Here is a 24,324-nt window from a genome sequence, read left to right on the forward strand (position 1 = left end):
CCATTAAAATTTTGCCCTTAACTCCACTACCTTACCAATGATCTTGACAGGTTTATTTTTTATGGTTTCATCGTCAAAATAGAGCGGTGCATAGCTGGGGTTGGTGGAAATCAGTTCCAGTCCTTCTTTATATTTTCTCAGGCGTTTGCACACGGCGTCTTCACCAGCTATTGTAGCAATAACAGTGTCCCCTGTGTCTGCATCATCCTGTTGACGGACAATTACAACGTCGCCGCTGCTGATCTTGGGTTCCATGCTATCCCCCTTTATTCTAAGAGCGTAGAATTCGCCAGTTTTAGCAAGACTTTCGGGTATTTCTTCTGTATCAATAATCTTTTCGGTTGAACAAAATGTTTTGTCACATGATATATAATCAAATACAGGAATTGCATATGCCTCTGATTTCTTTTGGCTTCTTATGATATCTTTTTCTTCCAGAAGATCAGACCTAGAGCAATTGAAAATAGCGCACATGTGGTCAATTTTGTCCATTCGGGGAGACTTTAGTCCGTTACACCAATTTGACACAGTTGCAGTGCTGACATTCATCTGCTTAGCAAAGGCAGCTTGAGTATATTGATATTTATTAAGAAAAAAGAAAAGATTCTTTGCAAATTGGTCATTCATTCTTCTTTCAAATTCTATATCGGACATAGTAATCAACCTCCTTTTGAACAAATTATACACTTAAAGCTAATTTAATACAATATAAAATAAATATAAGTTAACTTATAGTAAAAAATAGCAGCGAGATAAAAAGGGGAACAAACTTTGACATATCCTTCTATTCATTATAAAATTAACCTGATTTTAATCTTTCTCATATTTTAGATTAATCATCGGTTGGTATAGTAATAACATCAGTTGATGATATCAGCAGCAAACGATAAGAAAGATGACAGATCATCGGAAGACGATGAAACTAAGATAATGAGAAAGGGTGCAAAGATTATGGATAAACTGGAAAAGGTAGAAAAGTTAAGAGAAAAAACAGGCGTAAGTTACGAGGATGCAAAGAATGCGCTTGAGGCATGCGATTACGATCTGCTGGATGCGATCATTTATCTTGAGAAGCTTGATAAGGTGAAAGCCCCTGAGGTGGAGAGCTTTACCACAGGCGAGGAACAGAAGACATCAACAGAGTTCGAGCAGGCACAGCAGACATATACAAATGACTGCAACAAGGCGACATTTGGACAGATGATGGACAGATTTTTCAAATGGTGCGGCAAGGTGTTAAAGAAGAGTGTGGACAGCACATTCATAGTAGAACGCAGAGGCCAGACCATGATAAACGTTCCGGTTCTGGTGCTTGTGATCGCACTCATACTTGCATTCTGGGTAGTGCTTCCACTTCTTGTTGTAGGTCTCTTCTGTGAGTGCAGGTACCATTTTGAAGGAATTGGTGACATCAACGTAAACCTTAATAGCGCATGTGACAAAGTAGCCGACTCAGTAGACAACCTTAAGTCCGATGTCAATAACAAGTAAAAAATGAAAAAAAGAATATCTTTTACCGATATTCTGTTAATTACCAGCTGATATAGTTTGGTTTTGAGAATGTAATGTCTGTGAAATATACCTCTGCAATGGGTAGCCGTGGCGACTGAGCTTTGGTGCTTCTTGCCGAGGCATATTTCATAGGCTTACTTCAAAACCAAACTATATCAGCGTCCGTCATAAAAGAAAGGAAAAAGATATGGCACAGAAGATTCTCATTGTGGAAGATGAAGAGAAAATTGCAAGATTTGTGGAGCTGGAGCTGCTGCATGAGGGATACGAGGCGGAGAAGGTATTTGATGGAAGAACAGGGTTGGACAAAGCTCTTTCCGGTGGCTTCGACCTCGTGGTGCTGGATGTGATGCTTCCGGGACTCAACGGTCTGGAGGTGCTTCGAAGAATCCGCAAGGAGAGTGATGTGCCGGTTATCATGCTGACCGCGAGAGATGCGGTCATGGACAAGGTATCTGGTCTTGATGCCGGTGCAGACGATTATCTCACCAAGCCATTTGCCATAGAGGAGCTGCTTGCCAGGATAAGGGTTGCGTTGAAGAGACGCGGAGTTGCGGAGGTTCACACACACAGGATAGAGATCCGTGGAGTGTGCATGGACACCGACAGGCATGAGGTTACAGTGTGCGGCGAGATAGTTGAGCTGACAAACAGGGAATTTGAGCTGCTCAGGACGCTCATGGAAAACAAGGACATCGTTATGGACAGGGAAAAGCTGCTGAATGCGGTGTGCGGATATGATTACCTGGGAGAGACCAATATCATAGATGTGTATGTGAGGTATCTGAGAACAAAGATAGATGACAGATTTGGAGTTAAGCTGATCACCACCGTCAGAGGTGTCGGATATGTTATCAAAGAATGACCATTTTGGATGCCAGGATAGAGCAGATAGATATGTGACAAGCCGGATATCGTAGCAGAGCAGACAGATATGTGACAAGCCAGCAACGCATGACACGGATACGCATAGATAGAGAGAAAATACATGGGAAAGAAAACTAACGAAAACAAAAGAATGTCATCGATAGCCAGAAGGATCAACATGAGCTTCTGGCTAAAAGAACTGGGCAATGTGATACTTATAGATATCGTCATTGCCTTTCTTATTGTAAGCGCATTTGCCGTGTGGGGAAGAAAGCAGCTTCCACAGGGCGTGGGCGGAATGAGATATTACGTTGAGAAAAATGAAGATGGCGGAGCGTATGAATATATAATAGAAGGGTCAGATGAGAAGAAGTACAGATATGACGTTAAGATCCTTTGGGATATCATAGAGCTTCCGGGCATTATATTGCTGGGGATGGAGACTATAGTGTTGTTTGTTGCGTTGTTCAGGACAGCGGATGTCAGAAGAAGATTGAAACCGCTGAATGATCTGGCGGTGACGGCGGAAAAACTCAGCAAGGAGCCTATGGATCACAACAAGATAGACGATCTGGAGAAAGCCATATCCCATCTGTCCGCGGATGACGACGAGCAGGTTATACATACCGGAGACAAGGATCTTCAGAGTATAGAGATCGCGCTCAACAATCTGCTCAGGAATATGAAGGAGAATGAGAAACGTCAGATGAGATTCGTGTCGGATGCTTCCCACGAGCTCAGGACGCCTATCGCGGTGATCCAGGGATATGTGAATATGCTCGACCGTTGGGGGAAGGAGGATGAACAGGTTCTGGGAGAGTCCATAGAGGCGCTGAAAAATGAATCCCAGCACATGAAGGAGCTTGTGGAACAGTTGTTATTCCTTGCAAGGGGCGACAGTGGAAGGCAGCACCTGAACATGGAGAAAACCGATCTCAACCGCATGGTAAGTGAAGTGTGGGAGGAGTCCATGATGATAGACGAGAGCCACAGATATGAGTTCCGTGGTACTGAGAATGAGGCGTGTGTGCTCGGCGATGTGGCGATGATCAAGCAGTCCGTCAGGATATTTGTCCAGAACGCGGCGAAGTATTCTGAACCCGGCACGGCCATAATACTCGGTGTAAAAGAGGAGCCCGGTTATGTCAGTTATATGATAGAGGACGAGGGAACCGGAATGAATCCAGGTGATCTGGCCCACATATTTGACAGATTCTACCGCTCGGACGAGGCCCGGAATAATGAGACTGGGGGCTCGGGCCTTGGCCTGTCCATCGCCAAATGGATCGTGGATGCCCACGGAGGCACCATACAGGTAATATCCAGAGCGGATATAGGTTCGAGATTTATTGTGAGGTTCCCAATATCCAAATAGTATAAAATAAACAAAACTCTGGCTGTTCTTTCATAGCATTCAGATCCCCCGCATAGACTGTAAAAACAGAATATGCGGGGGCTTTTTCTTTGAAGGATTACATAGAAGAGCGGGCAATCGAAGCGGCAAATTATATCATAGACACAAGGGCGACTGTGAGACAGACAGCGGACAAGATGGGTATAAGCAAATCAACGGTGCACAAGGATATAACGGAACGGCTGGTCCGTATAAGACCCATGCTGGCGGCCCAGGCCAGGGTGGTGCTGGATGCCAACAAGGCGGAGAGACATATAAGAGGAGGGCTTGCCACGAGGGAGAAGTATCTGCATGTCACAAAGTTTTAACATAGCTTATGTTGTATTTTTCTCTGATTTGGGTTAAACTTTTGATGATTGTATAATAGAGGACTAAGTGTGGGCTATTAGAAAAAGGCAGTTTAACTATAGATTAGAGGTTAGGATATGAGATTTATTCATGTTTCGGATGTGCATTTGGGGATGATTCCTGACAAGGGAAAGCCTTGGAGTGACATCCGCGCGAAAGAGATAGAAAACACATTTGACAGGATACTGGAAATTGCGGAGGAGAGAAAGGTGGATCTGCTTCTCATTGCCGGAAATCTGTATCACAGTGCGCCGAAGGCTGCGGATCTTGCAAAGCTTGATGCCAGACTTGCAAAACTTACAAATACAAGAACGGTGATCATTGCGGGCAGTAGTGATTACATTGAAAGTGGATCTCCATCGGAGAATTATGAGTTCACATCGAACACAGTGCTTCTTCCGGCTGGGGAGTTCAGCAATGCGTATTTTGAAGATATAAATACCTGTGTGACCGGTTTCAGCTATGGACAGGCGGAATACACGGAGGATTTCTCAGAGGGGATAGATGCCCAGACGGAAGGCGCTGTCAATATACTTCTCATGCATGGAGGAGATGCCAGCCACAGTCCATTTAATTTCCGAAAGCTGGCTGACACAGGATTTGACTATGTGGCACTCGGACACCTGAGAAAGCCGAAGCACATGGTGAAGAACCGTATGGCATATCCGGGATCGCCGGAGCCTTTGTCACCTTCTGACACAGGAAAGCATGGCTTTATTTATGGACAGATAATAAACGGAGAGACAAGGATAAAGTGGGAGCCTGTTGCCTGCAGGAATTACATCAACCTTGGACTTGAGATAAAGCCGGAATATACTGACAGACAGATCGAGCATGCTGTTCTGAAACAGATCGATAAGATGGGAACGCAGAACATATATCGGGTTATCCTGAAGGGCCAGAAGGGGCGCGGAGTGAGACCTCAGTTTGATGATGTGTCTCAGGATTACAAGATATATGAGGTTGTGGATAATACGATGTTCGAGTACAATGCTGATGGTCTCAAGATGGACAATGAGCACAATGTACTTGGAAGATTTATCGCTGAGTTGTCCGGTGAGGATGACGAGGTCAGCAAAAAGGCACTTGAATATGGTCTTGAGGCGATCATAGCAACTGGAGAAAAGTAATGTATATAAATAAACTTTTTTTGAAAGAATTTGGAAAATTCAATAACAAAGAAATAAAGCTGGACAAAGGCTTGAATGTGCTCTATGGAGAGCCCGGAGCCGGCAAGAGTACGATCAGGGATTTTGTGTCCGGTATACTGTATGGTATGAATAAAACCAAGGGCCTTGGATCCCGGGGAGACAATTTTGCATTAAGAAAGCCATCCGGTGGAAATGGATATGCCGGAAAGGCACAGGTGACAAATGCTGGAAAGAGTCATCTTATGGAGAGAAATTTCAACATGTCCACGGACGGTGCAACGCTCACTGATATAGAGAGCGGGAAGGATGAGAGACTTGTGTCTAAGAATTCCTACAGAGGTGTCCTGTTTGATATGGACAAGAGCACATTTGTGGATGCAATGTGTGTTGATCCGCCGGAGGAGATGGGCGGAGATGACAAAGCTTTGTGTGACAGACTCGAGAAGTATCTTCAGAATATGAAGGAGACGGGCTGCAGCGGAATAAACAGAGCAGACGCAGTGGCGTATCTTGAGAATGAAAAGAAGAAATATGACAATCAGAAGTATCTGGTTCAGATAGAAGAGCTGGAAGCCCAGATGGATGAGCTGGGTGAAGTTGATAAGGAGCTTGAAGACATCCGAACTGCCAGACGTGAGGAGCTTGATGCTTATAATATGGAGATCGCACGTTTGAAGAGAGAGGCAAGGCAGCTTGTGAATGAAAAGGATGCTGAGATCCCTGACGAGGATGAGGACAGGGAGCGAAGCAGAATATTCCTTGAGGTTGAAGCTATAGATGATGAGGACGAGCTGAAGGAGAAAAAGAAGCAGGAGAAGAAGGACAAGAAGCTGACGGACAATATATTTGTCATAATGGCAACAGGAATACTGGTTGTTGCGGTGGTCATGCTGGTGGTTCACCTTGTTGGTTTTCAGAAGTCCATACAGCAGCTATTCACGATATGTACGATTGCGTTTGTTGCTATAACCATCATAGATGGATTGTTCAGGAAAGGTGCATTCGACAGTGATAAGCTTCCGTCAGAGGAAGAGTTCAGGAGAACCATATACGAGATGGGAAGAGCAACTGAGTCAAGGACGGTTCGAGTTGAGATAGACAGAGCTTTTCAGGAGGAGCATGACAGGAAGCTTGATATGTTCAAGTTCCAGGAGCATGATGCCATAGAGAAGAGGGATGCCTATTATGAACTCAAGGAGAAGAGAGACGCCATATTTGCGGACTATGATGTTCTTGAGACTGAGAAGAAGGCCATAGATAAGGCTATCAATACCATAATGGACATATCGGAGGAGTTCTCAGGACTGTTTGCCGGTATAGACGGCAGAGTATCGGATATTCTTAGCGCACTCTCCGGTGGACAGTATCAGGAGGCAAAGCTCGATGATGAGATGCATGTTGCAGTGAAAAAGGATGACCATTTCTTCAGGGCGGAATTCCTGGGACATGAGGTCGTTCGTCAGGTGTATCTGGCTGTGCGGCTGGCTGTTGCAGAGATACTTAACAACGAGAAAATGCCACTTGTGTTGGACGATGTGATAGATGTGACCGATGAGAGTCAGCTCACGGGAGTGCTCAAGGCGATGAGTATGGTGAACACGGAGCAGACGATATTGCTTACATCCGATAAGGATCTGGTTAACAGACTTGAGGATATTCATATAGCATGCAATGTGGTGACATTGTAGAAAGTTTCTAATAATAAATAATTAAAAGACCTGCGGAAGCTTGCGATACATGGTATGTATCAGGTGAGCTTCCGCAGGTCTTTTTTGTAAGTCTATAATTGTATATTAGTAATTCTCGTAGTTATCTGAGATAGTGTGCTTCTCCTTGTACTCAGCAATTCTCGCACTGATTCTCTCTGATGGATCAAGAAGATCGCTGAGAGATGCATCGTGGTTGAGGTGATCGATAATGAGTGCAATGTACTTGCTCATGTCGGCTGATACATACCAGTCGCGGTCTGCAAGCTCAGGAAGCTGATAAGTGAGGTTGGTTGTGATGACCTTCTCAATGAGACCTTCCTCGTGACACTTGTCAAATACCTCAAGACCCTTGGTGAAGAGACCAAATGTAGCAAGTGCAAATACTCTCTTAGCCTTTCTTGCCTTGAGCTGCTTGGCAACATCTATCATACTCTCGCCTGATGCGATCATGTCGTCGATGATTATAACATCCTTGCCTTCAACTGAATCACCGAGGAACTCATGGGCAACGATAGGATTACGTCCGTCCACAACTCTTGAGTAATCTCTTCTCTTGTAGAACATACCTACATCTACACCGAGAAGGTTAGCGAAGTAGATCGCTCTGTGCATAGCACCCTCGTCAGGTGATATGACCATCATGTGATCGTTGTTTATTTCAAGATCAGGAGTTGATCTGAGGAGTGCCTTTACAAACTGGTAAGTAGGCTTTACGTTCTCGAAACCGCTCTTTGGAATAGCATTTACAACACGTGGGTCATGAGCGTCAAATGTAACGATGTTGTCTACACCATACTGCTGAAGCTCCTGGAGCATAACTGCACAGTCGAGGGACTCGCGTCCTGATCTCTTGTGCTGACGGCTCTCATACAGGAAAGGCATGATGACAGTGATCTTTCTAGGCTTGTCTGTCATGGCAGAGATGATTCTCTTCAGATCAGCATAGTGATCGTCAGGAGACATTCTCTGAGTCTGGCCACCCATGGTGTATGTGCAGCTATAGTTTCCTACATCAAGCATGATATATATGTCTTTACCGCGGACTGACTCGTTGACAATACCCTTTGCCTCACCTGAACCAAATCTAGGGCAGTCTGCCTTGATAAGGTAAGAGTCCTTCTCGTAACCGTGGAATACGATGCTTGACTTGTTCTCGTTCTGACGGTTCTTTCTCCATTTTACGATATAAGAATCGACCTTCTCTCCGAGAGGTACAATGCTCTTATGAGCAATGATTCCTAAGCTTCCTACAGGTATTGTTTCCAACTTGCTATCGTCTGGCATAATAAAAATCCTCCTAATCTGCTTTCGTTGTCTACCTTTTGTTCCTGGCTATGCTTTTCATTCTTTTTACATAGCGGATGTTATCTCCGTAGAGATTGAAGATGAGATAGCTATCAACTATTCGTGACATGATACGCTCTGTATACCTGTTCTTGAATTCCTGCAGATCAAGATTGGTAGAAATGAGAGTAGACTGTCTCTTGATAGTTCTCGTATTTATAATCTCAAATAACTGAGACAGGACAAATGAGTTGGTGTACTCTGTGCCCAGATCGTCAATTATAAGAAAATCGCAGTTATATATGTAGTCATACAGCATCTTCTGATGCGGTTCATGACCACCCTTTATTATAATGTCCTGTAAGATATTATCAAATAAATTTATCGCCGACAAGTATAAAACTGTATAACCTTTGTCTAAAAGTTCCTTAGCGATACAATTTGTCAGGAAGGTCTTGCCTGTTCCGGTCTCTCCATATATAAGAATGCCCGGTCTGCTGTCCTGAAAATTCTCTGTGAACTGTCTTGATGCAGACAATATACTCTGTGCATTCTGGTAAGGAGTGTAATTGTAGCCAGCAATGTGTTCATCTCTGTAGAAATCAGGATTGAAGCTGGCAAAATTCTCCGTCTCCAGCACCTTCTCTATGGTGGACTGCTGGTACAACTGGCTGATGACCATGTGTTTCAGACATGAACATGGCTTACCATCTACATATCCGCTGTCTCTGCATGCGGGGCAGTTGTATATCGGTGCCAGATAATCGTCAGGGTATCCGGTCTGTGCCATGAGCTGATGCTTCTCATCGCGGAGAGCGTGGTTCTTCATGGAGAGTGCTTCTTCATCCACTTCCTGATGCAGTATCCTTGCCCTTGATGCCTGGACGGCACTGTGGGCGATGGCATCGTCGATCTCCTTTATACGAGGGATCCTGGCATATACCTCAGCTTTTCTGTTGTCCTGTCTGCGAAGATTGTCCTGTCTGATCCTGCTCAGCCGGGACAAAATATCATCATAATTTATATTGCCCATAATATGTATATATTACCTCTTATCAAGATTGAGTTCATCTGCAAGCATCTGTTCCAGCTTGTCCAACTGGTTGGACATGTCTGTCTGCTTGAAGTTCGCAAATCCATTCGGATTCCTGGTGGCTGCAGGCTGCGCTGTGGCCGCTGATTTCTTCTTGAGGAACTCCTGATCGAGCAGTTCGACATCCCTAATGGATTGTACACCATTCTTATGCCAGTTTTCAAGAATTCCATTGACATATGCGAAGTTGGCGGACTGTGGCTTGGAGATTATGGCCTTCTCACATGCCAGAAGGATAAGATCCTCTGAGAAATTCATCTCACCTGTCCACGCGTCAATGTATGCGGTCTCTATGCTGGTAGGATTGCTTCTGCGTATTCCGAGTGCAGAGAAGACCTTTCTGTAAAATGGGTTGTAGGCGGAGCTGTCTGCCTTGGCCTTGTCAACCGTGTCGATTCCTTTTTCATACCATGCTATGGCTACGGTCTCCGCATATCTGAAGCTTGCCTTGCCCATGGTCAGACAGTATTCGATCAGATATTCGATGAGCTCCTGGGAGAAGCCAAGCTGGTCGTATATGTATATGAGACTTTCTGATTCAGGCATGGAAAGCGGTCTGCCAAAATATGCCTCTGTCTCAAACATAATATCAGAGAGAACCTCGTCCTCCTGTTTCTTCCTAAGAAATTCTGGTGTAACTGTTATCTTGTCAGGCAGAGTGCGCTCCGGCACCTCGGCCTTGTCTTCGTCTGCGATCGTCGCCGTGATCTCGCTGTTGTTATCGTCATCCCCGGTGGAATAATCCATGCCGAGAATAGAGAGGTCGTCAACTCCGCTGTCGGAGGAGCTGCCCTTGTCGTGAAGAGGGAGAAGAGTTATTCCTGTAAGCTCCTTCTTCTTGTTGTAGTTGAGCTTCATAACATCCTGGCTTATCCAGTATTTTATGGCTCTGCAAATATCCTTCTCTGTGAGATTAAAATGATCTGCTATGTTGGCGACAGACACGGGTTTACTGGAAGACATAAGTCTGACCAGATACAGATATACCTTAACAAACTCTCCGCTGGCGGAGGTCATGTAATAGTCTATAAAAAAGTTTGATATAGAGGAATATGTTTCGTTTTTTTCTGTTGTAATAGTAATGTAGCTCATGTCAAAAAACTCCTTGATCATACTCCTGAAATAGCGCATTTCCCTTAGCGCAAATGCATTATAACATGAACTTTTTGGAATGCAAACAGAACATACAGTCGGTTGGGAAAAATGGTGGGGATGTGGATAATGTGGATAATGTGGACGAAAAAGAGACATAAAAATACAAAAGTCATAGTTTAACAGGGCTTTGTAATATTTCTGTAAAAATTATGTCAACAAAAAAATATAAGCTCTGTGGGGAAAACTTTCCCACAGAGCTGTGTGGATAATGTGGATAACTAATTTTTTATCAGGTCATTTCCGATAGAATAGACGTTTCCGGCGCCCATAGTTATCAACAAATCATTTTTTTTGCAATTTTTTAAGAGATAATTTTCTATATCGTCGAAAGATGGAAGATAGAACGCATCAGTACCCGTCTCGGCGATCTTCTCGGCGAGTTGCTTTGCTGAGACAAGTCCGGTATCCTTCTCTCGGGCTGCATAAATATCTGCCACGATGACGTGGTCACATACCTTGAGTGCGTCTACAAACTCATCGAACAGAGCGTAGGTTCTTGAGTAGGTGTGTGGCTGGAATACGCACCACAGTTCGTTGTAGCTTGTGTTCTTTGCTGCCTTCAGTGTGGCTGCTATCTCAGTTGGATGGTGAGCGTAGTCATCCATGACTCTCACGTTGTCGAGGATGGTTCCCTTGTACTCAAAACGTCTCTCGGCACCGACACACTCTGACAGTCCCTGTTTGATGACATCTATGGAGATTCCAAGTTCAAGGGATGCCGCTATGGCTGACAGTGAGTTGTATACGTTGTGCTCACCGAATACCTTGAGTGTTATGTCAGTGATTTCTTTGCCGTCCACAACCAGTGTATAGGTTGGATGGCCGAAGTCATCGAATCGTATATTGTGTGCTGAATATTTGTTCTGTGCGCCCTTTCCAAATGTTACCACGCGGCACTCGAGGTCTCTGACAACGGTATCATAATACTTCATATCGCCGTTCACGATGACCAGGCCCTCCTTTGGAGTCTTGGTGGCAAATACATGGAATGACTCAGCGATCTCATCTATATCCTTGAAGAAATCAAGGTGGTCGGCATCCACGTTCAGTATGATACTGATAAAAGGCTTAAATGCGTGATAGCTGTTGGTGTACTCACATGCTTCTGTTACAAAGTATTCAGATTTGCCTACACGGATATTGCCGCCGATGCTGTCGAGGATTCCTCCGACTGATATGGTAGGATCAGTGTCCGCATCTATGAGGATGTAGGACAGCATGGAAGTCGTTGTTGTCTTGCCGTGGGTTCCACTGACGGCTATGGAATATTTGTAATTCTCCATGATCTGGCCGAGAAGCTGGGCTCTGGTGAGCATAGGAATGTTCTTCTCCACTGCGGCCTTGAACTCTTCATTGTCAGGATGTATGGCTGCTGTGTATACGACCAGATCTATGTTGTCTGTTATGTTAGATGCACACTGACCGATGTTGATAAGCGCTCCCATGTCGGCAAGCTGATCGGTGATTTCGGATGCTTTCATATCTGATCCGGTAACCTTGAATCCGGCCTTCAGAAGTATCTCTGCGAGACCGCTCATGCTTATTCCGCCTATTCCCATGAAATGGACGTTGATTGGCTTTGAAAAATTGATCTTGTACATTTGTATTTCGCCTTCCTTATATAAAAGATTGATTACTATATTTAAAAGTGTTTTTTATTATAGCATAACTGCCCTCAAATGAAAATAAATGGTTTTGGTCAATTGCATAGATTGTTATTGAACGAAAATTATGTTATAAATGGAGGTAGTGCGATAGATGCTGAGGAGAAAACTGCAAAACTCATGCGTATCGTAGAGGGCGTAGAAGAGGTAGAGAAGATGGATGCATTGTTCAGCCTGGCTATAACGGGTGGAGATTATAACTGGATCTGAATGGGAAGAGTGATACGATCAGCAACTGGATCATATGCGTAGTGATTGCTATGACAGAAGATCCACAATATATATAAGTAGAGGTTAACACATGATTACAAATGACGCTACATTATTAAAGGTAAAGCACGAGGTGCTTTATGAGGTGGCAAAGCTTGCGTATGAAGGCAGGCTGGATGATGAGAGGGACAATCTTCCATATAAGATGGTTCCCGGTCCACAGCCATTTTTCAGATGTTGTATATACAGAGAGAGGGAGGTCATCAGACAGAGGATCAGACTTGCCGAGGGCAAAGCCCCTGGAACAGAGGATGATGGGAATGTAGTCCAGATCATCAACTCTGCCTGTGAAGGATGTCCTATTTCACGTTACGTAGTAACCGATAACTGTCAGAAGTGTATGGGAAGGGCGTGTCAGCAGGCGTGCCGTTTCGGTGCCATCAGCATGGGACGTGACAAGTCCTACATCGACCCATCAAAGTGTAAGGAGTGTGGACAGTGTGCCAAGGCATGTCCGTACAATGCCATTGCAGATCTGATGCGTCCATGTATCAAGAGCTGCCCGGTTGGTGCCATATCTGTGGCTGAGAATGGAACAGGTATTGCGGTCATAGACAAGGACAAATGTATAGACTGTGGTTCATGTATCCACAAGTGCCCATTTGGTGCGATCGGATCAAAGTCTTATATAGTAGATATAATAAATGACATGAGAGCCGGCAAGAAGGTATTTGCCATGTTCGCACCTGCCACATACGGACAGTTCGGTGCGGATATCACCATGGCGAGCTGGAGAACAGCCATGAAGAAGATAGGCTTCTACGATGCGGTGGATGTGGGACTTGGTGCCGACATGACAGCCATGGCAGAGGCAAAGGAATGGATGGAGGCCAAGGCAGAGGGCAGGAAGAAGACAACCTCCTGCTGTCCTGCATTCAAGCTTCTTGTGGAGAAGCATTTCCCTGAGCTGGCAGACAGGGTATCTGAGACCGTATCACCTATGTGTGCAGTGTCGAGATATATCAAGGAGAATTATGAGGATGCCGTCACAGTATTCATCGGCCCTTGTATCGGCAAGAAAGCCGAGAGTGCAGCCGGAGAGAAGGAATCTGCGGACTATGCGCTGACATACGGAGAGATCAGAGCCATGCTGAGAGCAAAGGATGTCAAGCTTGAGCCTGAGGCTGAAGATAACGACCAGTCCACACTGTTCGGCAAGAAATTTGCAAATGCAGGCGGAGTCACAGCGGCAGTCATAGAGAGCATGAAGGAGCTCGGCTGCGAGGACGAGGTTAAGGTGTGCAAATGCGATGGAATAGATGCATGTAAGAAGGCACTGACCCTCATGAAGTTCAACAGATTCCAGGATGACTTCATGGAAGGTATGGCGTGTGAAGGTGGCTGCGTGGGCGGCCCTTCAAGACACAGGGATCCGAACATGGCGATGCGTGACAGAAAGGCAGCCCTTGATAATTCTACAGATATCAACATCACAGAGAATCTTGAGAAGCAGGGAGCAGACAAGATTGATATGGTGAGAGATTAGTGCATGGAGGACAAAGACATGACAACAGTTTTGATATTTGTGATATGTGTGCTTATATTTGTGTGCGTATCGGTGGTTACGGCGATACTTGTATACAAGTCACAGATGCGTAAGAAGAAGCTTCAGTGGGACAGCCGGCAGCAGACACAGGATTCCAAGCAGGTACAGGATCAGTAGAGACTGTGATATATAATGAAATAATAAGAAAATTAAGGCGTGCAGCGATGGAGATGAAACTGGACTTATCCGGGGGAAATTCATTGCTGCACGCCTTATTTTTATGGATTGAGGGAAAAACCTGTGCAGTCAAAATGTAATACCAATATGTGAAAATAAATTAAAACTTTTATTTTCCTGTTGACATGACAAAGAGATATGATAATATATGGATGTAGTAATCGAAACTACGTGTAAAGTTAATTGAAAACGCACATTAAAGTAACGTTTATTTTGATTGCTAGATAGAAATACGAACTTAGAAGACTTTTTATACTAAGTTAATACATAATGTGATAAAAAACGGCATGTATCGCCGGCGTTAAAAGGCGGAAAAACCGTTTTACCATATATATTATCAGAACTTATAGTTTATGGAGGAAATTAACATGTCAACAGAAATGAGACCAGAGCAGGGAATAGCAGGAAAGTTTGTGAGGTCAGCTCTTGATGAGAATGGAGTTCTCAGCAAGATTGAGTTCACCAACAGCGAGAATTTCAACTTCGCATACGACGTAATGGATGCTCTGGCAGAGAAGGAGCCTGATCAGACAGCGCTCATCTATGTATCAAAGGATAGAACGATCGAGAAGAAATTCACATTCCAGGATATCAAGGATTATTCCAATAGGGCGGCCAATTACTTCAAGAGCCTGGGCATCAGGAAGGGTGACAAGGTAATGCTCGTGTTAAAGAGACATTACCAGTATTGGTTCACCATGATGGCTCTCCACAAGATCGGTGCCATAGCTATACCGGCGACAAATATATTAAAGGCAACAGATTATCAGTATAGAATTGAGGCAGCAGGCGTATCAGCGGTTGTGTGTACATCAGATGACGGAATCACGGCGTCCATAGATACATTTGCTGATGACAAGCTGACAAAGATCGTTGTGAATCATTCGGTTGAAGGTTGGAACTTCTTCGATGAGGGAATCATGGAGTGCAGCACCGAGTTTCCAAGACCTACAGGCGAGGATGCCGTAGGAGGAAAGGATGATATACTGTTCGTCATGTTCACGTCGGGAACAACAGAGCATCCAAAGATGGTTGCACACAATCATCTGTATCCACTTGGACATTACATCACAGCAAAATACTGGCACTGCAATAAGCCTGGTGAGGTTCATCTCACAGTTTCAGATACGGGCTGGGGCAAGGCTCTCTGGGGCAAGCTCTACGGACAGTGGCTGTGCGAGGCTTGTGTATTCGTATTTGATTTTGATACATTCAGCGCAGATACAATCTTCAAGCTTATTGAGAAGTACAACATCTCAACATTCTGTGCACCTCCAACACTGTACAGAATCCTTATCCGTATGGATATGAGTAAGTACAACCTCTCATCACTCAGATACTGTACAACAGCGGGTGAGGCACTTAACCCTGAGGTATTTGACGTATTCAAGGAGAAGACAGGATTCACTATATATGAAGGATTTGGTCAGACAGAGACGACTCTTACCATTGGTAACCTTGAGAATACTACTCCAAGACCGGGATCAATGGGTAAGGCAAGCCCAATGTATGACGTGAGGATCATGAAGGCAGACGGAACATTTGCTGCACCTGGTGAGACAGGTGAGATCGTCATCAACATCGCAGACGGTGCGCCGGACGGACTGTTCATGGAGTACTACAGAGATCCACAGAGAACAGCCGAGGTTATGCATGACGGCTTCTATCACACAGGTGATACGGCTTACCAGGATGAGGATGGATATTTCTGGTTCGTTGGACGTGTGGATGATATCATCAAGGTTGCAGGCTACAGAGTAGGACCTTTCGAGATAGAGAATGAGATCATGAGAATACCTTATGTTCTTGAGTGTGCAGTTACATCAGTACCTGACAGCACAAGAGGTCAGGCAATAAAGGCCACTATCGTTCTCACAGAGGGTACAGTTGGCGATGAGAACCTCAAGAAGGAGCTCAAGAGATACTTTAAAGAGAACATAGCAAGCTACAAGAGACCTAGAGTTATCGAGTTCGTTGATGAGATGCCAAAGACCATCAGCGGCAAGGTAAGACGTGTTGAGATCAAGGAAAAGGACTGGAAGTAAGTCAGAAATCAGGTGAAATAAATGATAGATATAGATATGAGTAAGATCAAGCCATATGATAGATCGGTTTATTATTATGAGACGGACAGGATGCAGATAGTACACCACTCCAATTACATCAGATGGATCGAGGAGGCAAGGCTGGACTGGATGAAGCAGATAGGCTGGGATTACAAGTCTATAGAGGATGACGGATATATAATTCCTGTGCTTGGTGTGACGGCTGAGTATAAGAGTATGTGCCACTTCGGCGATGATGTGCTGATACATGTCAGTCTTTCGGAGTATACAGGTGTCCGTGTAGGGTTTTCATATGAGATCGTGGACAAGAAGACAGGCGAGCTTAGAACACTTTGCACAAGCTCACATTGTCTGCTGGATGGCAACAACAAGCTTGTGTTCATCAGAAAGGCATATCCTGAGCATGATAAGCTGTTTAAGGAGCTGCTTGAGGATTACAAGAAACGCCAGAGCAAATAAACAGAGCTGTTGTCTGGTGTATAAATAATTTAATATTGTATTAATTGATGGTTATTAATAGCTGGTAAAATTGTTTGTGTAACTTTTTTATCAGCTATTTTTATCTATTTAGACATGTAATTAGTTAAAACATCCTTTTTATATTATGGCGTAAATGCTATAATGGAAACGGTTGCGTGGGAATATATGGCAGGCTGGATGCTGCTGCAAGGAGGGATCTTTTGAAAGAAGTATCACTTGATAAACAATACTACGAAGAACATATACAGAATATATTATATGATAATTACATGAAGCTGGCGCTGGTCAACATTGATACTGGGGAGTATGTGAGTGTTATCAGCGTGGACAAGAATGCAGATAATTATAAAAGTATCTCTGACGTAACTTCCTATTTTAAGGATAACAGGGGACTGGACTGCTGTCATCCTGATGAAGTCAGAGAATTTGCATATATGTGTGATATGAAGCATGTCAAAGCACTCATAGAAGCCGGAGCCAGATCCATCGTGCGTAATTTCAGGTTCAGATTGAGGCTTGGCGAGGACTATGAGTGGGTTTCCATGGATATAGAAGCTGAGAAGGAGCCGAGAGAGGACGGACAATGGATTGTGTTCGGCATGAGGCCAGTCAGCCTTGACACTCTGGTACTGGAGGATAGTCTCAGGACACTGACAAGGGTATACAGGCGTATATTCAGGATTGATGTGACTCACAATATTTGCGAGACATTGAGAGGCGGATATATAAGAAGCAGGGATGAGGTTAAGCATAACTGCTTTGGAGAGTACATGAAAGACATGACTATGGACGGTGAGATATTCCCTGACGATGTGGACAGGGTAAGGAGATGCCTGTCGCCTGAGTTCCTCATAAAATATTTTGCGAATGGGCATGACAGATTTACCATTAGATATAAGCGCAAGATGGATATGGTGTACAGATGGGTGATGACAGAGGTCATACCTACTGCTGACTATAGAGATGACAATAAGGTATTCTATCTTTATACGAGGGATATACATGAGGAGTATTCTGAGAGCATAGAGAGGCAGGAGCTGTTGGAATTTTACAGTTACAAGGACGCACTCACTCGTCTAGGCAATAGAAATGCATTTAACCTTCTGTGTGACGCGTACGCGGACCGAAAGGATAAGCGGTCGGTCGGATTCATATTCAACGATGTGAACAAACTGAAGTATGTGAATGATCATTATGGACATAAAGAAGGAGATCTCTATCTTCAGAGGGTATCGCAGATGCTGGCGCAGCATTTTGGCGAAAATGCATGTTACAGGATAAGCGGCGATGAATTTGTTGTCATCATTATGGATATTGCTGAGCAGTCGTTTAACTCAATGATCGCCAGATACAAAGAGGTAATTGACGAGCAGGAGGAGGCTCCGGTTGCGTTCGGCGTAGTCTGGAAGGCTGAGGCAGATTCCATAGACAAGATAATGAACGAAGCCGAAAGACTGATGTATGAGGATAAGAAGAGATTCTATTCGAAGCATCCTGAGGTCAAGAGGCGCGAGAGTGTGGAGAACGAGGCGAATATAGCTGTAGGAACTACAGAGGATGGAGTTCCGCATTACAGGAATCTTGGGAAGACAGACAGGATATTTGACGCCCTTGCAGCTACAACACTCCGAAATTATATATTTATGAATGATCTCGATACGAATGTGACAAAATGGTCTGCAAGTGCTGTGGATTACTTTGGACTTCCGGGGCAATACATATATGATACACAGAAAGTGTGGGAGAAGCTTATACATCCGGATGACAGAGCAATATTTGAACAGGATATTACAGAGGTATTTGCGGGGCGTAAAAAGTTTCATGATGTAGAATATAGAATGAGAAACAAAAAGGGTGAATATGTGGTCTGTACCTGCAGAGGCTTCATCACCAAGAAGGAAAATGGTGATCCGGAGTTCTTTGTGGGAACGGTCATAAACCACGGAGTCATAGACGGGGTTGATCCGGTGACAAACCTGCACAATCAGCAAGAGTATACCAAGTATATATCTATACATTTGAGAAATAAGCAGACGATGAGCATTCTGGCAATAGGAATATCTATGTTTAACAGCATTAATATGATGTACGGATATGCATATGGCAATTCTGTTCTTAAGGATTTTGCCACAAAGCTCAAAAATGTCGTCGGTGGAAAGGGACTCGTGTTCAGACTCGATGGAGCAAAATTTGCAATCTGCTCAAACATGTATACCAAACAGGAGCTAAAAGAGGTATACAGACATGTACAGAATCTTGCACTTGACAATGTAGGCCTGAACGGCACGGCGATCCCGCTTAAATTGTACGGAGGTGGTCTGATATATGACCATGTAGGAGCCGATGAGGACGTGATAAAGAGCAGTGTGGAATATGCCCTGGAGAGATCCAAGGAGGATCATCATGGTGAACTTGTATTCTTCAATGAGGAGATCAAGGACAATGATAGAATGAGACTGCAGCTGTACAGCACAATACACAAATGTGTGGCAAACAACATGGAAGGCTTTTTCATGTGTTACCAGCCTATAGCAAATTCCGAGACAGGGCACATAGTAGGTATGGAGGCTCTTCTCAGATGGAAACACAAGGAATTTGGTGTGGTTCCACCGGGAATATTTATACCGTGGCTTGAGATGGAGCCGTGTTTCTTTGAGCTTGGCAACTGGATAATAGAGCAGGCACTCACGGATGGTATGGAGATCCGCAAGATAAGACCTGATTTTGTGGTGAATGTCAATATATCAGCGACTCAGCTTGAGAATCATGGATTCAGGCAGGCTGTTGTGGATATATTAAAGAAGACGAAGTTCCCTCCGGAATATTTGTGCATAGAGCTCACAGAGAGATGTAAGAATATGGATATAGCATTTCTGAAAAATGAGCTGGAATATTTCAGGAAACTTGGAATAAAGATCGCTATTGATGATTTTGGAACGGGAAATGCTACCCTAAATCTGCTCACGGAATTACCGATAGATGAGCTTAAGGTCGATATGTCATTTGTCAGGGGAATACAGGAGAGCAAGCCTAATCAGGTCCTTGTACAGGCGGTTGTGTCCTGTGCACATGAACTCGGATACAAGAGCTGCATTGAAGGTGTCGAGGACAAGGCACTGTTCGATTACCTTCATAGGTATGGTTCCACGTACTATCAGGGATATCATTTCTCCAGACCGGTTTGTCTGGAGGATTTTAAGAAGCTTTTGTGACAGACGACCCGCTTGGTAATATATACATCCGCAATCACGCTTGACTTACTGCACTTCGATTGGGTGCTATCTGCATGGTGCTCCGACCGCCAAAAGGGCGCCGGCGGATCTGTGCACCAGCAAGCACCATCGAAGCACAGACGTCTGCGCTAACGATTGTCGGATATATATATATTACCAAGCGGGTCTTACGTTGTGTGAGGAAGGATATTTGCGTTATATGCGGTTCCAGCAGCGATAAGGGCGTTGCTGCTTACACCTCGGCAGGAAGCATCGAAGCTCGGTAGTCCGCGCTACCGATTGCAGATATCACAGTACCCCCTCTTCTGGGAATTGGTGTTATTTTAGGTGTTTTTTTGCAAAAAAGATAAAATTTTGTGCTATTTGACTTGATTGCTTCAGGTTGACATAGAACATGGGCGTTGATAAGATTGGGGTAATTGTGGCAAGTCAGATCGCTTGCTATATATCCACTCGGAATAATGTGAAAGGAGACACGATTATGAAGAGAAGAATTTTTGCTGTGTGTATGGCGATGTGCACGATGGCAATGGTTATGTTCGCGGAAACAACAGGAAATGCTGTGAACGTGTATGCGGCGGCTGATGTAACGGATTCTACGATATATGCAGAGTCGGATGGTGTAACAGATTCTACGATATACACAGTGCCAGACGATATGACGAATCCAGCAGTATCTACAGCGACGAATGACGAGACGGATCCGGTGACAGGAACTGCGACAGAGGAAACTGCAGATGTGGCTGCAGTTGATTACACACAGGCCCTTGGCAATACTCTTGTATATCTGCGGAAGACTGCGGATGATCCTCAGTTTGGAGCTGAGTGGAACGTGATGACTCTTGCCAGATATGGTTATGAGGATGAGGCATGGTATGGGGAATACTATGATAATGTTGTGGAGTATGTTAAGGCAAAAGGCTCGGCAAAGCTTCACAAGAATAAGAGTACGGACAATTCAAGAACTATACTGGCCTTAACTGCGATTGGCGCTGATGCCACAGATGTTGGTGGATACAATCTGCTTGAGCCATTGGCCGATATGAATTATGTAACAACACAGGGAATCAATGGCCCGGTGTTTGCGTTGATTGCATTTGACACGGTAGGTTATGATATTCCGAAGCTTCCGGATGGAAGTGACGGTGTTCAGACGACAAGGGAAGGACTTGTTGAATATATCCTTGGACGGGAGCTTTCTAGTGGTGGTTGGGCATTTTCTGGTAGTAATGCTGACCCGGATATGACAGGTATGACAATTCAGGCACTTGCGCCGTATTACAAGTCTAACACAGAGGTTAAGACGGCGGTTGACAGGGCGCTTGATGTAATGTCGGGGCTGCAGAAGGCTGATGGTGGATTTGCTTCATGGGGAACTGTGAATTCTGAGAGCTGTGCGCAGGTGATATGTGGATTGCTTGATATAGGCAGGGATGCCGGAACAGATGAGGCATTTGTCAAAAATGGACATTCTGTGCTGGATGCTTTGATGGAATTCTATGTTGCAAGTGCTGGTGGATTTGCGCATGCGGCAAATCAGAATGGAGAACTGGTTGTAAATGGAATGGCATCGCAGCAGGCAGGATATGCTCTGGCTGCCTATGACAGATTCAAAAAAGGAAAGAATACACTGTATGATATGTCTGATGCAAAGCCATTATATATCCGATCCGTGGCGACAGCGGATGTGAAACTCAGCACCAGCACGTATGTGTACGATGGCAAGGCCAAGAAGCCGGGCGTGACGGTGAAGATTGGTGACAGAGTGCTTAAGGATGGCGTGGATTACACCATTTCATATCAGAACAATGTCAATATTGGCAATTCGGCAAAGGTAGTGGTGACCGGCAAGGGAATATTCAAGGGCTCAGCCAGCAAGACATTTGTCATAAAGATGGCTGCGCCGGCTAAGACGAGTGTGTCGGCGGGTAATGGAGCAGCAGGCATAACAGTAAAGTGGAAGAAAGCGGCACGGGCTGACAGATATGTGGTGCTCAGAAAGGTTGGAAATGCAAAGAATTGGACGACTGTGGCCACCACAAAATCTCTGAGCTACACTGACCGGAAGGTCGCAAATGGCAAGAAATATATCTATGCAGTTAAGCCTGTTGGAAGTGGCGGGGAGGCTACGTATACGACCCAGACAATATACAGGGTCAATCAGGAAAAGATAACAAAGATAAAGTCAACGGTGAAGAAAAAGTGCACTGTGACTTATAAAAAAAATGCGAGTGCTTCGGGTTACAGGGTGATGTATTCCACGGATAAGACATTTAAAAAGAATGTCAAGGTGTACAGGGCATCGGTAAACAAGAAGACAAATGTGACGTTGAGCGGACTCAAGGCGGGAAAGCGGTATTATGTCAGAGTTCAGGGATTCAAGAAGGTTGGAAAGACTTATTATTACGGAGCATGGAGCAAGACTGTAAACGTTGTGATCCGAAAGAAGTAGGTATATGGATAAGATCAAAGAATTTGTAAAGAAATATAAGAAACACATAGGTGGAGCTGTGATTGTTCTGCTGATCCTGGTGTGGGCTTTCTGGTACGGGGGAAATGCGCCGGGAGCCAGAGGTTTCAAGTTGGAAAAGACCGAAGAGGGAGTCACAACTGAAGCTGTAGGCGGTGCGGAACTGACGGAGACAACGAAGAGTGCGACAGAGGAAAATACTGATGCAGGGAATGACAGGAAAAAGAAATCAGACAGTTCTGTAACCGATACCTCCTCAGGAACTCATTCGGATTCTGATACATCGGAAACAGAATATCAGACTTCCGCTGAGAGCACATCGGAGAATGTGACGGAGCGAAATTCTGAGACTACCACGGAGAAGAAGACGGAGGCTACTACAAAGAAGAATACCACCACGGAGTCTCAAAAAACAACTGAGAAGAAGCCGGGGACCACGACGACTACGGAAAAGCGGAAACCGGATAAGACAACTGCTGATTCTTCTGCCACGACAAAGGCAACTACAGAGAATACAACTGAAGCGCCGAAGAAAACCTACAGTTGCACTATATCAATAGGATGTTCTACAATATTTGACAATCTGGAACTGCTAAGACCGGAGAAAAAGGACTATGTACCTGATGATGGTGTCATTCTGGGAACTGTGACTGCCACATTTGAGGAGGGGGACACAGTATTCGAAGTGCTTAAGTCGGTGTGCAGGGATTATGGTATACAGCTTGAATATTCATGGACGCCTATGTATGGAAGTTATTATATAGAAGGAATTCACAATCTGTATGAATTTGACTGTGGTGATGGCTCAGGCTGGATGTACTCGGTAAATGGCTGGTTCCCAAATTATGGCTGTTCAAGCTATGAACTCAAGCAGGGAGATGTGATAAAATGGCTCTATACATGTGACCTGGGAGCAGATGTTGGATCCGAGATGCATTGACAGATTCGCTGAGACATGGGTACTGGACATAGTGATTGATAGGAGATAAAAATATAATTGTGAAAAGACAGGATTCATTTTCCACATATCACCCTATAGTCAATCTGGTATACTTTATATTCACTATAGGATATGCCCTGGCATTTACCCATCCGGTTTGCCTGGGCATGTCTTTTATAGGGGCATTTGTGTACTCAGTATTGCTTAGGGGATATGATGGCTTCAGGACAAATATAAAATATATGATCCCACTTATATTGCTGACGGCGCTCATCAACCCGGCGTTCAGCCATCAGGGAGTGACGATACTCACATATTTTCCGTCTGGAAATCCGTTGACATTGGAGTCTATAATGTATGGAATCATGGCTGCGTTTATGCTGGTGACAGTGATATGCTGGTTTTCGTGCTTTAACTGCGTTATATCATCGGACAAGATGGTGTATCTGTTCGGCAAGGCGGCGCCAGTGTTGTCACTGATACTTTCCATGACACTGAGGTTTATTCCGGACATATCAGGACAGTTTGGAAAGGTGTACAGAGCTCAGAGGGCATCTGGATACAAACCAAAAGGTTCGTATTTTGTGAGAATTAGAACGGGCTGCCATGTGTTTTCTGCCGTTGTAACCTGGGCTCTTGAACGGGCGCTTGTCACTGCAGACAGTATGAGATCAAGGGGATATGGACTTTCCGGAAGATCTGCATATTCACTGTATAGATTTAGAAAAAGTGATACTAAAGCGCTTGCATTTATACTTGTGTGTGGATTGTATGTGCTGGCCGGCAGTGTGTGCGGAGGATTTGCGTTCTGGTATTATCCGTCTATAAGAGGAAGTATAAGTGGGACACTTACTGTAAGTATGTATGTAGTGTATGTATGTCTTATATGTGTTCCAATATATATGCAGGCAAAAGAAAATTTTAAGATTCGCAAAATGTGACAAA

At 44.5% G+C, this 24,324-nt stretch carries 20 protein-coding genes; 15 read left to right on the forward strand and 5 right to left on the reverse strand.

Annotation, left to right across the window (positions count from 1 at the left end; genetic code table 11):
* Positions 1-3: 3 nt before the first annotated feature.
* Entirely contained in the window at positions 4-654 is a 651-nt protein-coding gene (locus tag DW159_RS08730) for a LexA family protein (RefSeq protein WP_187115862.1), read from the reverse strand.
* Between the two features lie 297 nt (positions 655-951).
* On the opposite strand from DW159_RS08730, the gene DW159_RS08735 reads away from it, so the two are divergent.
* The 6 genes from DW159_RS08735 to DW159_RS08760 all read left to right on the forward strand — a co-directional run bounded on the left by DW159_RS08735 (position 952) and on the right by DW159_RS08760 (position 6,980).
* Complete coding sequence (locus DW159_RS08735) at positions 952-1,491, forward strand: DUF4342 domain-containing protein (RefSeq protein ID WP_242992651.1); 540 nt, start codon at positions 952-954, stop codon at positions 1,489-1,491.
* 208 nt (positions 1,492-1,699) lie between these two features.
* The gene (locus DW159_RS08740; protein WP_055222256.1) at positions 1,700-2,377 is read left to right on the forward strand and encodes a response regulator transcription factor; all 678 of its coding nucleotides are present in this window, start codon (positions 1,700-1,702) and stop codon (positions 2,375-2,377) included.
* Between the two features lie 123 nt (positions 2,378-2,500).
* Positions 2,501-3,754, forward strand: a complete 1,254-nt coding sequence (locus DW159_RS08745; protein WP_117550093.1) for a sensor histidine kinase — start codon at positions 2,501-2,503, stop codon at positions 3,752-3,754.
* 89 nt (positions 3,755-3,843) lie between these two features.
* Complete coding sequence (gene spoIIID, locus DW159_RS08750) at positions 3,844-4,101, forward strand: sporulation transcriptional regulator SpoIIID (protein WP_055222251.1); 258 nt, start codon at positions 3,844-3,846, stop codon at positions 4,099-4,101.
* Positions 4,102-4,218: 117 nt separating this feature from the next.
* Positions 4,219-5,271 (forward strand): metallophosphoesterase family protein, encoded by a 1,053-nt coding sequence (locus DW159_RS08755; RefSeq protein WP_117550095.1) that lies wholly within the window; start codon positions 4,219-4,221, stop codon positions 5,269-5,271.
* Positions 5,271-6,980 carry an ATP-binding protein gene (locus DW159_RS08760; RefSeq protein ID WP_117550097.1) on the forward strand — a complete coding sequence of 570 codons (1,710 nt, stop codon included), beginning with the start codon at positions 5,271-5,273 and terminating at the stop codon, positions 6,978-6,980. The genes DW159_RS08755 and DW159_RS08760 overlap by 1 nt, the downstream gene beginning before the upstream one ends.
* Positions 6,981-7,085: 105 nt before the next feature.
* Here the strand turns inward: DW159_RS08760 and DW159_RS08765 are convergent, their stop codons facing one another.
* The 4 genes from DW159_RS08765 to murC form a co-directional block, all read right to left on the reverse strand.
* A complete protein-coding gene (locus DW159_RS08765) occupies positions 7,086-8,285 on the reverse strand; it encodes a ribose-phosphate pyrophosphokinase (protein WP_117550099.1) in 1,200 nt (399 codons plus the stop codon).
* 31 nt (positions 8,286-8,316) lie between these two features.
* A complete protein-coding gene (locus tag DW159_RS08770; protein ID WP_015534566.1) occupies positions 8,317-9,318 on the reverse strand; it encodes an ATP-binding protein in 1,002 nt (333 codons plus the stop codon).
* Positions 9,319-9,330: 12 nt separating this feature from the next.
* A complete protein-coding gene (locus DW159_RS08775) occupies positions 9,331-10,470 on the reverse strand; it encodes a DnaD domain protein (protein WP_117550571.1) in 1,140 nt (379 codons plus the stop codon).
* Positions 10,471-10,751: 281 nt separating this feature from the next.
* The gene (murC, locus tag DW159_RS08780) at positions 10,752-12,134 is read right to left on the reverse strand and encodes a UDP-N-acetylmuramate--L-alanine ligase (protein WP_015534568.1); all 1,383 of its coding nucleotides are present in this window, start codon (positions 12,132-12,134) and stop codon (positions 10,752-10,754) included.
* 117 nt (positions 12,135-12,251) lie between these two features.
* On the opposite strand from murC, the gene DW159_RS13625 reads away from it, so the two are divergent.
* The 9 genes from DW159_RS13625 to DW159_RS08815 all read left to right on the forward strand — a co-directional run bounded on the left by DW159_RS13625 (position 12,252) and on the right by DW159_RS08815 (position 24,320).
* Positions 12,252-12,407, forward strand: a complete 156-nt coding sequence (locus DW159_RS13625) for a hypothetical protein (protein WP_158547595.1) — start codon at positions 12,252-12,254, stop codon at positions 12,405-12,407.
* Between the two features lie 91 nt (positions 12,408-12,498).
* Positions 12,499-13,953 (forward strand): 4Fe-4S dicluster domain-containing protein, encoded by a 1,455-nt coding sequence (locus DW159_RS08785; protein ID WP_015534570.1) that lies wholly within the window; start codon positions 12,499-12,501, stop codon positions 13,951-13,953.
* A gap of 18 nt (positions 13,954-13,971) precedes the next feature.
* Positions 13,972-14,130, forward strand: a complete 159-nt coding sequence (locus DW159_RS13705) for a hypothetical protein (RefSeq protein ID WP_165852775.1) — start codon at positions 13,972-13,974, stop codon at positions 14,128-14,130.
* A 428-nt stretch (positions 14,131-14,558) separates the two neighbouring features.
* Positions 14,559-16,235, forward strand: coding sequence for an AMP-binding protein (locus DW159_RS08790; protein ID WP_117550101.1), 1,677 nt, complete (start codon positions 14,559-14,561; stop codon positions 16,233-16,235).
* A 21-nt stretch (positions 16,236-16,256) separates the two neighbouring features.
* On the forward strand, positions 16,257-16,715 hold the full coding sequence (locus DW159_RS08795) for an acyl-CoA thioesterase (protein ID WP_117550103.1): 459 nt from the start codon (positions 16,257-16,259) through the stop codon (positions 16,713-16,715).
* 221 nt (positions 16,716-16,936) lie between these two features.
* Positions 16,937-19,948, forward strand: coding sequence for a bifunctional diguanylate cyclase/phosphodiesterase (locus tag DW159_RS08800; protein WP_147323112.1), 3,012 nt, complete (start codon positions 16,937-16,939; stop codon positions 19,946-19,948).
* A 502-nt stretch (positions 19,949-20,450) separates the two neighbouring features.
* The gene (locus DW159_RS08805) at positions 20,451-22,421 is read left to right on the forward strand and encodes a fibronectin type III domain-containing protein (protein ID WP_117550107.1); all 1,971 of its coding nucleotides are present in this window, start codon (positions 20,451-20,453) and stop codon (positions 22,419-22,421) included.
* Positions 22,422-22,425: 4 nt separating this feature from the next.
* Positions 22,426-23,379 carry a DUF4430 domain-containing protein gene (locus tag DW159_RS08810; protein ID WP_117550109.1) on the forward strand — a complete coding sequence of 318 codons (954 nt, stop codon included), beginning with the start codon at positions 22,426-22,428 and terminating at the stop codon, positions 23,377-23,379.
* A 59-nt stretch (positions 23,380-23,438) separates the two neighbouring features.
* On the forward strand, positions 23,439-24,320 hold the full coding sequence (locus DW159_RS08815) for an energy-coupling factor transporter transmembrane component T (RefSeq protein WP_242992652.1): 882 nt from the start codon (positions 23,439-23,441) through the stop codon (positions 24,318-24,320).
* Positions 24,321-24,324: the final 4 nt, after the last annotated feature.

It is taken from the genome of Coprococcus sp. AM14-16, from assembly GCF_003434675.1.
GTDB classification, from domain to species: Bacteria; Bacillota; Clostridia; order Lachnospirales; family Lachnospiraceae; genus Coprococcus; species Coprococcus aceti.